Here is a 14,061-nt window from a genome sequence, read left to right on the forward strand (position 1 = left end):
AAAAAATGTAAATTTGCGTAAACTTCTTGATTTTGACTACAAACGAAATTTACATGCAACGCTGTTTAGACTTGGCAGCAAAAGGTCTGGTTGACGCAATGCCAAATCCGAGCGTTGGAGCCATTGTCGTGTACAAAGATACAATTATTGGCGAAGGTTTTACATCTGCTTTTGGCGGATCTCATGCCGAAGTGAATGCAATTAACAGCGTTAAAAACAAAGATCTACTTAAAGAATGTACTTTGTATGTAAGTTTAGAACCTTGCAATCATTTCGGAAAAACGCCACCTTGCAGTGATTTAATTGTACATTCAAAAATTCCGAAAGTAGTTATTGGTTGCATTGATCCGTTTTCTGAAGTTGCCGGAAAAGGAATTGCCAAACTTAGAGCAAACGGGATTGATGTTACTATTGGTGTTTTAGAAGAAGCTTGTAAAACATCGCATAAGCGTTTTTTTACTTTTCATACCAAAAAACGTCCATTTATTATTTTGAAATGGGCCGAATCTCAAGATGGTTTCTTGAGTCCTAAAAACAAGAATGAACAAAAACCAGTTTGGTTAACCAATGTTTATTCACGTCAACTGGTACATAAAATGCGAAGTGAAGAAATGGCTATTTTAGTTGGAAAACAAACTGTTTTTGATGATAATCCAACGTTGAATACAAGAGATTGGTTTGGGAAAAATCCGATTCGATTGTATATCGATAAAGAAAATAAAATACCTAAGGATGTTCATCTAAAAGACAAGTCGATTCCGACAATTTGTTTTACATCTGAAGTACAAAAAAATCAAACGAATTTAGATTTCGAAATTCTTGATTTTAATCAAAACGTACACAAACAAATTTGTCAAGTTTTATTTAAAAGAAATATTCAATCAGTAATTATTGAAGGTGGTAGTTTTACACTTCAACAATTTATCAACGCAGATTTATGGGACGAAGCTTTTGTTTTTAAAAGCTCGGTTTTATTAAACGAAGGAACGAAAGCTCCGCTTTTTAATAATAATCCATTCGAAATAAAATCAATTATTAATGACCAATTATTTCTATTCAAAAACTATTGATTTTGGAAAAAGATACTTATAAAACTTTAGCATCTCCGACAGAGGAAGTCATGTTTAAAGAAAAAAACAGTAAGTTTTACGGATATGCTTTCCCGATTGAATCGGAAGATGAAGTAAAACCTATTTTAGAACAAATAAAAAAAGAACATTATACGGCACGTCATTGGTGTTATGCTTATCAAATTGGAACTTCAAAAATATATTTTAGAGCAAACGATGATGGCGAACCTAATAATAGTGCTGGAATGCCTATTTACGGTCAAATTCAATCGTTTGAAGTAACGAATGTTTTAGTTGTGGTTGTTCGTTATTTTGGAGGAATTAAACTCGGTGTTGGCGGATTGGTTCAGGCTTACAAAACCGGAGCACAAATGGCTTTAGAACTTGCTGATATAGAAGAACGCACCATTGATATTCATTTTATAGTTTCGTTTGACTATAAAAACATGAATAAAGTGATGCGTGTAATCAAAGAAAAAAATGTCAAGTTGATTGAGCAGAAAATGGAAATGAGTTGTGAATTTGAAATTGCTATTCGCAAACAATTTGCAACAGATATTTTTGATGCTTTTGACGCAATATATGAAGTTGATATAAAAGAAAAAGAATAGAGTTTTTTACTTATTTACGACACTATCCTAAAAAGTGTGTAAGTTTTAAAAGAATGAGGTTTTATTTTTAATTAAAGTTGACATCTTTTTTTTAATATAGTGCCACTTGCTTGTATATATGTTATTGTGCTAGATTTTTTATTTTCCTATTTTAAAACAAAAAAAATGTTTCTTGTTTGATTGCTATTGTCAAAGAAAATAAGTTTTTTATAATCTTTAGATTAAAATTTTAATTGATTGTAACTTGCATCTTTGGTGATTAAATATTTTTTTCTGTTATTCCTGCAACTGTAGAAATTTTATCCTAAACTCTGATTGAGTTTTTTTGAAACCAATATTTGTTTTTATGTTATTTCGACGATAGGAGGAATCTCTCAATACTCAAATATTAATACTCACTACTAAAAATCAATTTCCAAATCATTCAATTTCAGAGCGGTAAAAAATAATCAAAAAATAACTTTAAAAAAGCTTGTTTGGCATAGAAAGAAGACGGTATATTTGCACCGTTGAAAAACAGAAGTTCATACAAATCACGAAAACAAATTTAAAAAATTAACAAAAATAAATTTGGAAGATAAGGGTTAAAGGTTGTACTTTTGCAATCCGATTCTGAAACAAGAAGCGGCGCAAAAGTTCTTTAAATGTTGAAAATCTTTCAAAAATATTATCAAAATAAATTTGCGAGATTCAAAAAGAGTTTCTACTTTTGCAACCGCTTAGAAGATGAGCGAACAAAGAGAAAATAAGTTCATAGATATATTGGATTAACAGAGAATTAAAGAGTAAGATTAATCTTTTAGAGATAAAAGAAAATCTTGAACGAACATCAAAAAATATTAAAAATTATACGATGAAGAGTTTGATCCTGGCTCAGGATGAACGCTAGCGGCAGGCCTAACACATGCAAGTCGAGGGGTAGGCATCTTCGGATGTTGAGACCGGCGCACGGGTGCGTAACGCGTATGCAATCTACCTTTTACTAAGGGATAGCCCAGAGAAATTTGGATTAATACCTTATGGTATTACGAATTGGCATCGATTTGTAATTAAAGATTTATTGGTAAAAGATGAGCATGCGTCCCATTAGTTAGTTGGTAAGGTAACGGCTTACCAAGACGATGATGGGTAGGGGTCCTGAGAGGGAGATCCCCCACACTGGTACTGAGACACGGACCAGACTCCTACGGGAGGCAGCAGTGAGGAATATTGGTCAATGGAGGCAACTCTGAACCAGCCATGCCGCGTGCAGGATGACGGTCCTATGGATTGTAAACTGCTTTTGTACAGGAAGAAAAAGTACCACGTGTGGTATATTGACGGTACTGTAAGAATAAGGATCGGCTAACTCCGTGCCAGCAGCCGCGGTAATACGGAGGATCCAAGCGTTATCCGGAATCATTGGGTTTAAAGGGTCCGTAGGCGGCTTTATAAGTCAGTGGTGAAAGTTTGCAGCTTAACTGTAAAATTGCCATTGATACTGTAGAGCTTGAATTTTTGTGAAGTAACTAGAATATGTAGTGTAGCGGTGAAATGCTTAGATATTACATGGAATACCAATTGCGAAGGCAGGTTACTAACAAACAATTGACGCTGATGGACGAAAGCGTGGGTAGCGAACAGGATTAGATACCCTGGTAGTCCACGCCGTAAACGATGGATACTAGTTGTTTGGCTGCAAGGCTGAGTGACTAAGCGAAAGTGATAAGTATCCCACCTGGGGAGTACGAACGCAAGTTTGAAACTCAAAGGAATTGACGGGGGCCCGCACAAGCGGTGGAGCATGTGGTTTAATTCGATGATACGCGAGGAACCTTACCAGGGCTTAAATGTAGATTGACGTATTTGGAAACAGATATTTCTTCGGACAATTTACAAGGTGCTGCATGGTTGTCGTCAGCTCGTGCCGTGAGGTGTCAGGTTAAGTCCTATAACGAGCGCAACCCCTGTTGTTAGTTGCCAGCGAGTCATGTCGGGAACTCTAGCAAGACTGCCAGTGTAAACTGTGAGGAAGGTGGGGATGACGTCAAATCATCACGGCCCTTACGTCCTGGGCCACACACGTGCTACAATGGCCGGTACAGAGAGCAGCCACTGGGTGACCAGGAGCGAATCTATAAAGCCGGTCACAGTTCGGATTGGAGTCTGCAACTCGACTCCATGAAGCTGGAATCGCTAGTAATCGGATATCAGCCATGATCCGGTGAATACGTTCCCGGGCCTTGTACACACCGCCCGTCAAGCCATGGAAGCTGGGGGTGCCTGAAGTCGGTGACCGCAAGGAGCTGCCTAGGGTAAAACTGGTAACTAGGGCTAAGTCGTAACAAGGTAGCCGTACCGGAAGGTGCGGCTGGAACACCTCCTTTCTAGAGATGGTTCAAGTCTCTTACTCTTTACTGTTGATTCAAAAAAAAATAAAATACAGAGTCTCGTAGCTCAGCTGGTTAGAGTACTACACTGATAATGTAGGGGTCGGCAGTTCGAGTCTGCCCGGGACTACAATTTTAATTACGAATTAGAAATTACGAATTAAAAGTATTTTATTACAAAGGAAATTTTAGAAGTTGAGAGGTTATGAATTATAACATTCGTAATTCGTAATTCACAATTAATAAAAATTGGGGGATTAGCTCAGCTGGCTAGAGCGCCTGCCTTGCACGCAGGAGGTCATCGGTTCGACTCCGATATTCTCCACCAGATGGTATCAAGATGATAGTATCAAGAATTAAGATCAAGTCTTAATGCTTTATACAAAAATCTTAATACTAATAAAAGTTCATTGACATATTGAGATACAAATTAAAAAGTAGAAAAATATTAGAAATAATATAAGCACAAAATTAGTCGAAAGACGAAAGTCAAAAAGTTAAAAGTCTTCTGACTTTAGACCTTAAGACTTTCAACTTGAAGACTGAAATAGAGCACAATAAGCAAAATAAGGGCGTATGGGGAATGCCTAGGCTCTCAGAGGCGAAGAAGGACGTGATAAGCTGCGAAAAGCTACGGGGATTGGCACACACGAATAGATCCGTAGATATCCGAATGGGGCAACCCACTATGTTGAAGACATAGTACATCGATAGATGAGCAAACCCGCTGAACTGAAACATCTAAGTAGGCGGAGGAGAAGAAAACAAAAGTGATTCCGTAAGTAGTGGCGAGCGAACGCGGATTAGCCCAAACCAATGTTGTTTCGGCAATATTGGGGTTGTAGGACCACGATATTTTAAGCAAAGCGAATTAGAATAACCTGGAAAGGTTAACCGTAGAGGGTGATAGTCCCGTATAGGTAAGCGATGTATTAGATAGTGGTATCCTGAGTAGGTCGGGGCACGTGAAACCTTGATTGAAACTGGCGGGACCATCCGCTAAGGCTAAATACTCCTGAGAGACCGATAGTGAACCAGTACCGTGAGGGAAAGGTGAAAAGAACCGTGAATAACGGAGTGAAATAGAACCTGAAACCATACGCTTACAAGCGGTCGGAGCCCATTCGTTGGGTGACGGCGTGCCTTTTGCATAATGAGCCTACGAGTTACCGTTGCTGGCGAGGATAAGTGATTCAGTCACGGATCCGAAGCGAAAGCGAGTCTGAATAGGGCGCATGAGTCAGTAATGGTAGACGCGAAACCGTGTGATCTACCCATGGACAGGTTGAAGCTGTGGTAACACACCGTGGAGGACCGAACCCGTTGACGTTGAAAAGTCTTGGGATGATCTGTGGGTAGGGGTGAAAGGCCAATCAAACTCGGAAATAGCTCGTACTCCCCGAAATGCATTTAGGTGCAGCGCTTATAGAGTTTATTAGAGGTAGAGCTACTGATTGGATGCGGGGGTTTCACCACCTACCAATTCCTGACAAACTCCGAATGCTAATAAATGCTTATAAGCAGTGAGGGCATGGGTGCTAAGGTCCATGTCCGAGAGGGAAAGAACCCAGACCATCAGCTAAGGTCCCCAAATGTATGCTAAGTTGAAAAAACGCGGTTTGTTTGCATAGACAGCTAGGATGTTGGCTTGGAAGCAGCCATTCATTTAAAGAGTGCGTAACAGCTCACTAGTCGAGCGAACGAGCATGGATAATAATCGGGCATAAGTATACTACCGAAGCTATGGATTTGACATTTAGTTGTCAAGTGGTAGGGGAGCATTCTAAACTGGGTAGAAGGTGATAGGCGACTATTGCTGGACTGTTTAGAAAAGAAAATGTAGGCATAAGTAACGATAATGCGGGCGAGAAACCCGCACACCGAAAGACTAAGGTTTCCTGAGCTATGCTAATCAGCTTAGGGTTAGTCGGGACCTAAGGCACACCCGAAGGGGGACGTCGATGGCCAACGGGTTAATATTCCCGTACTTGTTATAGTTGTGATGGAATGACGGAGTGATGAAAGCACCGCGAACTGACGGAATAGTTCGTTGAAGTACCTACCTATATCTTTAATAGTAAAATGCGTTAAGGATGGGGAAATACGATAGTACTGAGCGCCTTCGGGCAATTAGATAGTGTGCCTAAGGGCTTCCAAGAAAAGTTTCTAAACCTAGATTATAACAACCCGTACCGTAAACCGACACAGGTAGTCGAGGAGAGAATCCTAAGGTGCTCGAGAGATTCATGGCTAAGGAATTAGGCAAAATAGACCTGTAACTTCGGGAGAAAGGTCGCCAGCAGCAATGCTGGCCGCAGTGAAAAGGTCCAGGCGACTGTTTATCAAAAACACAGGGCTCTGCCAAATCGTAAGATGAAGTATAGGGCCTGACACCTGCCCGGTGCTGGAAGGTTAAGAGGAGATGTTATCTTCGGAGAAGCATTGAATTGAAGCCCCAGTAAACGGCGGCCGTAACTATAACGGTCCTAAGGTAGCGAAATTCCTTGTCGGGTAAGTTCCGACCTGCACGAATGGTGTAACGATCTGGACACTGTCTCAGCCATGAGCTCGGTGAAATTGTAGTATCGGTGAAGATGCCGATTACCCGCAGTGGGACGAAAAGACCCTGTGCACCTTTACTATAGCTTAGTATTGTTCTTGGATAAGTGATGTGTAGGATAGGTGGGAGACTTCGATCCTGCGTCGCCAGGCGTAGGTTAGTCATTGTTGAAATACCACCCTTTGCTTATTTGAGATCTAACTCGTGATACATGAGGACATTGCTTGGTGGGTAGTTTGACTGGGGTGGTCGCCTCCAAAAGAGTAACGGAGGCTTCTAAAGGTTCCCTCAGCACGCTTGGTAACCGTGCGTAGAGTGCAATGGTATAAGGGAGCTTGACTGAGAGACATACAGGTCGATCAGGTACGAAAGTAGAGCATAGTGATCCGGTGGTTCCGTATGGAAGGGCCATCGCTCAAAGGATAAAAGGTACGCCGGGGATAACAGGCTGATCTCCCCCAAGAGCTCATATCGACGGGGGGGTTTGGCACCTCGATGTCGGCTCGTCACATCCTGGGGCTGGAGAAGGTCCCAAGGGTTGGGCTGTTCGCCCATTAAAGTGGCACGCGAGCTGGGTTCAGAACGTCGTGAGACAGTTCGGTCTCTATCTACTGTGGGCGTTAGAAATTTGAGTGGATCTGATTCTAGTACGAGAGGACCGAATTGGACTAACCTCTGGTGTATCAGTTGTGCCGCCAGGTGCATCGCTGAGTAGCTACGTTGGGAAGGGATAAGCGCTGAAAGCATATAAGCGCGAAACCCACCACAAGATGAGATTTCTTTAAAGGGTCGTAGAAGATGACTACGTTGATAGGCTACAGATGTAAAGGCAGTAATGTCATAGTCGAGTAGTACTAATAGCCCGTAAGCTTATGTGCTCTAAGGAGTTGCTTATAAAGTATAGTATTAAGATTTGAGTATTAAGTATGAAGACTAAAGAAAGAATCCTCTACGAAAAAAAATGAAAAGTATCGGAAATATGTTAACAAAATATTGTTAGAGAAACCTAGCAAACCGATTTAAGGTGGTTATTGCGTCGGGGCTCACCTCTTCCCATTTCGAACAGAGAAGTTAAGCCCGATTGCGCAGATGGTACTGCATTTTAATGTGGGAGAGTATGTCGCTGCCTTTTTTTTGAAAGTCCTTTACTGAAAAGTAAAGGACTTTTTTTGTTTACTAAATTTGAGTTGTTATACTATTTAAGTGAAACAGCAGTAAGTGTTTTATATAAAAAGAGCTGACTTTTTTACGGTCAGCTCGATTTTTGGTTCGGGTTTATAAACCTTAAAAAATGTAGTATTACTAAGTGTTTACAGTGATAACACCACTTTTGAGGCATTACCCGTGATTAGGGTAAATTTGCTCTAATTTTTTTAATATAACTGATAAGGCTTCATCTCTATCTATTGCATTAAGTATATTATTATTTAAAAAAAAAGTTAATTTAGACTTATTAGTATTGAAATCCCCATAGCCTAAAACTAAAATATTATCAGCCTTTTTATTTATCAACATTATAAATTCTGCAGCATGAGCTTCACTAGAAAAAAAATGATAACTATATATCCCTAACTTTTCTGTACCAATATTTTTCGCGATAAAAAAGCCTTGGTTAGCATCAAGATAGTGTTCATAAATATAATTTATCCCTATTTCATCGTAATAGTTATTTTCCACAAGAAAATTCAACATCGATCTTAAATGCGTGTCTTTAATATACTTATTTGGCTGGTTAATATTCCCTTTATTTTGAGAATAACAGTTAAAAGACATAATTAATAATAATGATATTATAAAAATTTTAACGCCTTTTCTTTCTATTTCCTTTTTCATTTTCTTTATTTTTTAACATCTCATCATATATCATTGATTGTATCAGATTTGGATTAAATTCTGTATTTGTACCTTCTGGTGCCAAAGCTTTTGAATTATTTGGAAATCTATGTCTAATTTCATGTCCAACAGTGCCTGCATATAATTGATTTAAATTAAAATCCTTAAAAAAATAACCTTTTCCCATTAGTATAAAATATGTTCCATCTGAATTTTTATTTGCATCATAATCAGCTTTTATCCAACCTTTATATAGGTATATATTTGCTTCTAATATGGCTGTATTATCTTCATTAAATTTTGTTGGATGGAAAGTACCATTAACTGGCATATCTTTTTTATAATTATTATCATAATTAATTTTCTTTTCGTGACTCACATGAAAAGAAACTTTCATATTATCATCATTAATTAATGATAGTAATTCTTCTTTGCCAGTATCAGTTTTTACTAATTCTTCAAATATAGGTTTTAAATCTTCTTGAAGATTTTGAAAAGTTACATTTCCTTTTTTGTCTTCAGTATATGTTACCCTATTTTCACCGTCCTCACCAGGAATCCATTTACTCATCTCCGTAGGGTCAATAAAATTAATTGGGTTGTTTCCAACATAAGAATACGGCTCCATGGTCTGCTCCGCCAGCGGATCCACACTTACAAATATACTTATTCTTGGATCGTAATAGCGTGCGCCATAATAATACATTCCAGTCGCTTCATCTAACTCAGAGCTTTGCTCGGTTCGTTCGTATAAAGCTAACACTTTATTCTTCGAAATCATTAAATTTATAACCGTTATTATAATAACTACTTTGGTTATGTTCCACCATACTATACCTCACAAATATTATTTTTTTGGTTTTCGGTGAATCTTCGATTTCACCAAATGGTAGTTGATCGTAGTAGTGAGACGGTCTTCCAAAGTTGTCGGTAATATACGAAGAACTCGCTTTGCTCGGATCTTTTTGATTTAAACTTTCTTAAAGTTCTAATCACAAGAGTCTAAATGGTCGGTATGGTACCACCAAATGATGTATTAGAAACAAAACCTTGCAAAAGGGATGGAAGCTTTGTTTGAGCTCTTTTGCAAATTTTTAATTTGTAAAAAGCGAGTGCGGACAGCCCGACCTGAAACGGAGTGGAAGGATTGCCATTAGTTGTTAGTACTATATAGTATTTCGGTTGAATGCTTTTATTCAACAATTATTTGTACGGATTTTTTTGAAGATGATTTGAATTTTGAATTCATCTTTATGTGGTTTGGATTTAGACTGTTATTGATGTAAATGCGAACTCCATTGATTTTGTTTTGTATTTGTGGAATTTTGTTGGTTGTAACGTTTTCTAAGCCCATCAGTTTGAAATAAGTTTTTATATTCATTTCAAATTCAACACTCTGAGATACTACTTCTGTTAGTTGAAGTACATCCGAAATGGTTAGTGTACTTTTCATATTGATTTTTTTATATGGACAAAGTTATCTATTTTAATTGCTTGATTTAGAGTAGTCTAATAGCGGGAAACCCTGATTTTTTGAAATGCTGTTTTTTGGAGATTCTTGTTTTATGTTTTTGTTTTGAATTGTTTTGTTATTAATAATATACTTTTTTTTAATTTAGAATGAGTTTATCATAATTAACGATTATGTTTTACTTTTTTTTACTGTTGATGAAGCTGCTTATTGACTTCATTTAATTAATTTTGTTTAAACTTTTTTGTTATGATGATTATTGATTCTCCTTCTAATGATGCTTATTTTAATATTGCGTTAGAAGAATATTTGTTATATAAATATCCAACGGAATCTATCTTTCTTTTGTATGTAAATTCTTCTTCTATTATTGTTGGAAAATTTCAGAATACATTAGCTGAAATTAATTTGGATTATGTAAGCGAAAACAAGATAAAAGTTGTGCGCAGGATGTCTGGAGGTGGTGCAGTTTATCACGATTTAGGAAATCTGAATTTTTCGTTTCATAATTTACTTGGAGAAAATGATTTTATGGATTTTTCTCAATTTACAAAGCCAGTTCTGAAAGTTTTAAACGATTTGAATGTTCCTGCTAAACTTGAAGGTAGAAATGATTTGTTGGTTGATGGAAAAAAATTTAGTGGTAATGCAAAATTGTCTCGTAATGGTAAAATGATTCAGCATGGAACAATTTTATTTGATTCGAATATGTCAATTCTTGGAGATGCTCTAAAGATAAATCCATTGAAATATAATGATAAAGCTATAAAATCGAATCGTGCTAGAGTTATTAATCTGAAAGATGTTTTGCCTAAAGAAATGACTTTGGACGATTTAAAGCAAACTTTGATTGATGAAATGTTGAAAACAAATGCATCTTCTTTTATTTATGAATTATCTACTGAAGATATTGAAGATGTTCAAAAATTAATTTCAGAAAAATATGCAACTTGGGATTGGAATTTTGGTTTTTCTCCTAAATATAGTTTTCAGAATGCTATTAAGATTCCTGCTGGTTTTATCGAATTACATTTAGATGTTCTTCGTGGTGGAACGATTGAAAAAGTTAAAATCTTTGGTGATTTTTTTGCTTCGAAACCAATTGAAGAACTTGAAGTTTTATTTATCGGAAAAAATCATAATCTAAACGATATACGTGCTGTATTAGAATCAGTAGATGTTACAGAATTTTTTGGAAAAGTTACGATAGATGAAATTTTAACTGTTTTTAAATAAAATGAGTCCGATTTTTTCGGACTCATTTTTATGATTATTTATTTGTAAACTTTCTAAACTTTTGCAAGTAGTTTATTCTTTAGGTTCTTTTTTATTGTATTTTTTGAAAAGAGGAATGTTGTATGAAACAGAATAATTAAAACCTGCACCAATATTTCCACTAAATTTTTTTCCGTAACCTGGAATATATAAATTTTCAAAATCTTCTGGTTGTTTTTGCGCCAATAATAACTTCATCCTGAAGGTAAATCCAAGGTAAAGATTTTTGGCAACTTCGGCTTTTACTCCAGCCACAAATTCTAACCAATGTGCAGACAATGCATTTGTTGTTGTATTTGGATATATTGTTTGATTTGGAAAATATGAACTTGTTTCATAAATGTTATATGAATTCAAAGTTTGTGACATACTTGCAAATCCATATCTTCCGCCAACGAAAATCATGTTGTTCATATCTAACCAATTTTCATAAACATTATAATCCAATCCAGCTCTAATAAACATTCCTTTTGTAGTAAAAGAAAGTTGATCCTCTTCAGTAAATTTATCTTCTATTCCGAATTCAACGGCTATATATTTTTTTTTGTCCAAGCGATAATCTCCACTTACTTCAAAACCTGTATAATTTTTATCCCAAAAATTTCTTGAAGCTTTAATTAAATCGGTTCCAATTCGTAAACCGTACGTATCTAAATATTTCGGTTTGGTTATGGTATCTTGAGCTTGAGTTATGAATCCAATAAAAAGGAAAATAGAACTAATAATATATTTTGGCATGCGGATTTTCTTCGTTAGTGATGTTGTTTGTCAAAGGAGTATAATTTGTTATCCAATAGTCAACTTCATTATTATTAACTGTTGTTGAAACGTTTTCAAAAACTGTTTTATATCCACAAGCTTTAGAAACATATTCTGTTTTTGGTGTGTAATTAAACGTTAATTGATTCGTTTTTATTATCGTATCGTTATTAACTATTTCAAATAATTTAAGATTCCAAATAGTTTTATTTGAAGCTATGTTTAAAGGTAACTGAATTTCTGATTTATTAAAATATTCGATAACTTTTATAGAGTCATTCTCAATTTCAGGACTGACAAAACATTCAATTTTAAAGAAAGGTTTTAAAACAGTACTGTTTGCTTTATCATATAATTCGATTCTAACGTTTGGTGTAACTGCTTGTCCATCGCAAATGTCGTCTTTCTCACATGAAAAAAAAGATGCAATACCTACAAATGCAATCAGATATGTTTTTTTTAAATTTATCATTTAGTTGTATTCAATTAATACTTCAAAAATACAAAGATATTTCATAAAAAAAGCAATGCTAAAGAAACATTGCTTTTATATATTTATTTAAGTTCTAAAAGAACCACATTTTCAACATGATGCGTTTGCGGGAACATATCAACTGGGCGAACTCGAACCACTTGGTAAAGTTCATCCATCAAAGCTAAATCACGTGCTTGAGTTGCCGAATTACAACTTACATAAACCACACGTTTTGGAGCAATTTTTAAGATTTGTTCAACGACATCTTTGTGCATTCCATCACGTGGCGGATCGGTAATGATTACATCTGGATGTCCGTGTTGTGCGATAAATTCGTCATTGAAGACATTTTTCATATCTCCAACAAAGAAGTCACAATTTGTAATATTGTTACGTTCTGCATTTACTTTAGCATCAGCAATTGCTTCAGGAACAGCTTCTACACCAACTACTTTTTTCGCCTTTTTAGAAACAAATTGCGCAATAGTTCCTGTTCCGGTATATAAATCATAAACCAATTCTTCACCTGTTAAACCTGCGAAATCTCTTGTAATTGCATACAATTCATAAGCTTGTTCTGAGTTTGTTTGGTAGAATGATTTCGCATTGATACTGAATTTTAAACCTTCCATTTCTTCTAAAATGTAATCTCTACCTTTGTAAAGTTTTACATCTTGATCATAAATAGTATCGTTGGCTTTTCCGTTGATTACATATTGTAATGAAGTAATTTCAGGGAAACGTTCCATTAAAAAATCCAACAACAATTCGCGTTGTTTTTTATCTTCTTTAAAGAACTGAATCAAAACCATGATTTCTCCAGTAGAAGCTGTTCTGATCATTAATGTTCTTAAGAATCCTGAAGCTTCACGCGGATTGTAAAATTCCATATTATTTGCATTCGCAAAAGTTCTGATTTCGTTTCGAATTGCATTTGAAGGATCTTGCTGTAAGTGACATTTTTTGATGTCAAGAATTTTGTCCCACATTTTTGGAATATGGAAACCTAAAGCATTTTCACGTACTAATTCCGCATCAGATTTAACTTCATCTTCAGTTAACCAACGAGCGTTAGAGAACGAAAATTCCATTTTATTACGATAAAAAAACTGTTCTTTTGAACCTAAAATGGGTTCAAATTCAGGAAGTTCAATCTTTCCGATTCGCTTTAAGTTGTTATAAACTTCTTGATGTTTGTAAAACAACTGTCTGTCGTAAGACATATTTTGCCATTTACATCCACCACATGCTCCAAAATGTTCACAAATTGGATCTACACGATGTTCAGAAAATTTATGAATAACGGTTGCTTTTCCTTCAAAATAAGCTTTACGTTTTTTAGTAGTTTGTACATCAACTACATCTCCAGGAACCACATTTGGTAAAAAAATAATTTTTCCGTCTGGAGCTTTCGCAACCGAAACGCCTTTTGCACCTGCATCAAGGACTTCTACGTTTTCGAATACGATTCTGTCTGTTTTTTTTCTTGCCATGACGCAAAAATAATAATAGTTTTTTCTAATTGTATCTTAATATGTTATTTAGAATGTTTTCATTTTAATTTTTTTTATTATGTAAAATGTGTAATTTCGTGAATGGATGATTTCTCTCCGTTTTTTAAGTAGGAATTACTGAAAA

At 35.9% G+C, this 14,061-nt stretch carries 9 protein-coding genes, 2 tRNA genes and 3 rRNA genes; 8 read left to right on the forward strand and 6 right to left on the reverse strand.

Annotation, left to right across the window (positions count from 1 at the left end):
• Positions 1-32: 32 nt before the first annotated feature.
• The 7 genes from ribD (at position 33) to rrf (ending at position 7,742) form a co-directional block, all read left to right on the forward strand.
• A complete protein-coding gene (gene ribD, locus HW119_RS10390) occupies positions 33-1,070 on the forward strand; it encodes a bifunctional diaminohydroxyphosphoribosylaminopyrimidine deaminase/5-amino-6-(5-phosphoribosylamino)uracil reductase RibD (protein WP_177764138.1) in 1,038 nt (345 codons plus the stop codon).
• Positions 1,070-1,681, forward strand: a complete 612-nt coding sequence (locus HW119_RS10395; protein WP_410503992.1) for an IMPACT family protein — start codon at positions 1,070-1,072, stop codon at positions 1,679-1,681. Before ribD ends, HW119_RS10395 begins: the two co-directional genes overlap by 1 nt.
• An 850-nt stretch (positions 1,682-2,531) precedes the next feature.
• A 16S ribosomal RNA gene (locus HW119_RS10400) occupies positions 2,532-4,047 on the forward strand.
• Positions 4,048-4,106: 59 nt separating this feature from the next.
• Positions 4,107-4,180, forward strand: a tRNA-Ile gene (locus tag HW119_RS10405).
• A gap of 121 nt (positions 4,181-4,301) precedes the next feature.
• Positions 4,302-4,378 (forward strand) — tRNA-Ala (locus HW119_RS10410).
• A gap of 227 nt (positions 4,379-4,605) precedes the next feature.
• Positions 4,606-7,489: ribosomal RNA gene (locus HW119_RS10415) — 23S ribosomal RNA — on the forward strand.
• A 141-nt stretch (positions 7,490-7,630) separates the two neighbouring features.
• Positions 7,631-7,742: ribosomal RNA gene (gene rrf / locus HW119_RS10420) — 5S ribosomal RNA — on the forward strand.
• Together the 16S, 23S and 5S rRNA genes with 2 tRNA genes alongside form the textbook arrangement of a ribosomal RNA operon.
• Before the next feature lie 206 nt (positions 7,743-7,948).
• Here the strand turns inward: rrf and HW119_RS10425 are convergent.
• The 3 genes from HW119_RS10425 to HW119_RS10435 form a co-directional block, all read right to left on the reverse strand.
• Positions 7,949-8,443 (reverse strand): hypothetical protein, encoded by a 495-nt coding sequence (locus tag HW119_RS10425; RefSeq protein WP_177764140.1) that lies wholly within the window; start codon positions 8,441-8,443, stop codon positions 7,949-7,951.
• A complete protein-coding gene (locus HW119_RS10430; RefSeq protein ID WP_255497860.1) occupies positions 8,412-9,224 on the reverse strand; it encodes an RHS repeat-associated core domain-containing protein in 813 nt (270 codons plus the stop codon). The genes HW119_RS10425 and HW119_RS10430 overlap by 32 nt, the downstream gene beginning before the upstream one ends.
• Before the next feature lie 411 nt (positions 9,225-9,635).
• Positions 9,636-9,896, reverse strand: a complete 261-nt coding sequence (locus HW119_RS10435; RefSeq protein WP_177764142.1) for a hypothetical protein — start codon at positions 9,894-9,896, stop codon at positions 9,636-9,638.
• Positions 9,897-10,163: 267 nt separating this feature from the next.
• Here HW119_RS10435 and HW119_RS10440 point away from each other — a divergent pair, with 267 nt between their 5' ends.
• Positions 10,164-11,150, forward strand: coding sequence for a lipoate--protein ligase (locus HW119_RS10440; RefSeq protein ID WP_177764144.1), 987 nt, complete (start codon positions 10,164-10,166; stop codon positions 11,148-11,150).
• 72 nt (positions 11,151-11,222) lie between these two features.
• Here HW119_RS10440 and HW119_RS10445 read toward each other — a convergent pair whose 3' ends face one another.
• The 3 genes from HW119_RS10445 to rlmD all read right to left on the reverse strand — a co-directional run bounded on the left by HW119_RS10445 (position 11,223) and on the right by rlmD (position 13,916).
• Complete coding sequence (locus HW119_RS10445; RefSeq protein ID WP_177764146.1) at positions 11,223-11,927, reverse strand: DUF6048 family protein; 705 nt, start codon at positions 11,925-11,927, stop codon at positions 11,223-11,225.
• On the reverse strand, positions 11,908-12,420 hold the full coding sequence (locus tag HW119_RS10450; protein WP_177764148.1) for a DUF6452 family protein: 513 nt from the start codon (positions 12,418-12,420) through the stop codon (positions 11,908-11,910). Before HW119_RS10450 ends, HW119_RS10445 begins: the two co-directional genes overlap by 20 nt.
• Positions 12,421-12,503: 83 nt before the next feature.
• Complete coding sequence (rlmD, locus tag HW119_RS10455; RefSeq protein ID WP_177764150.1) at positions 12,504-13,916, reverse strand: 23S rRNA (uracil(1939)-C(5))-methyltransferase RlmD; 1,413 nt, start codon at positions 13,914-13,916, stop codon at positions 12,504-12,506.
• Between the last annotated feature and the right edge of the window lie 145 nt (positions 13,917-14,061).

Origin of the sequence: Flavobacterium sp. I3-2 (genome assembly GCF_013389595.1) — a bacterium.
Classification (GTDB): domain Bacteria; phylum Bacteroidota; class Bacteroidia; order Flavobacteriales; family Flavobacteriaceae; genus Flavobacterium.

Bases quoted from the DNA above. Each gene is read 5' to 3' on its own strand.
- HW119_RS10425 (WP_177764140.1), bottom strand. From the start codon at position 8,443: ATGAAAAAGGAAATAGAAAGAAAAGGCGTTAAAATTTTTATAATATCA.
- HW119_RS10430 (WP_255497860.1), bottom strand. From the start codon at position 9,224: ATGATTTCGAAGAATAAAGTGTTAGCTTTATACGAACGAACCGAGCAA.
- HW119_RS10435 (WP_177764142.1), bottom strand. From the start codon at position 9,896: ATGAAAAGTACACTAACCATTTCGGATGTACTTCAACTAACAGAAGTA.
- HW119_RS10440 (WP_177764144.1), top strand. From the start codon at position 10,164: ATGATGATTATTGATTCTCCTTCTAATGATGCTTATTTTAATATTGCG.
- HW119_RS10445 (WP_177764146.1), bottom strand. From the start codon at position 11,927: ATGCCAAAATATATTATTAGTTCTATTTTCCTTTTTATTGGATTCATA.
- HW119_RS10450 (WP_177764148.1), bottom strand. From the start codon at position 12,420: ATGATAAATTTAAAAAAAACATATCTGATTGCATTTGTAGGTATTGCA.
- rlmD (WP_177764150.1), bottom strand. From the start codon at position 13,916: ATGGCAAGAAAAAAAACAGACAGAATCGTATTCGAAAACGTAGAAGTC.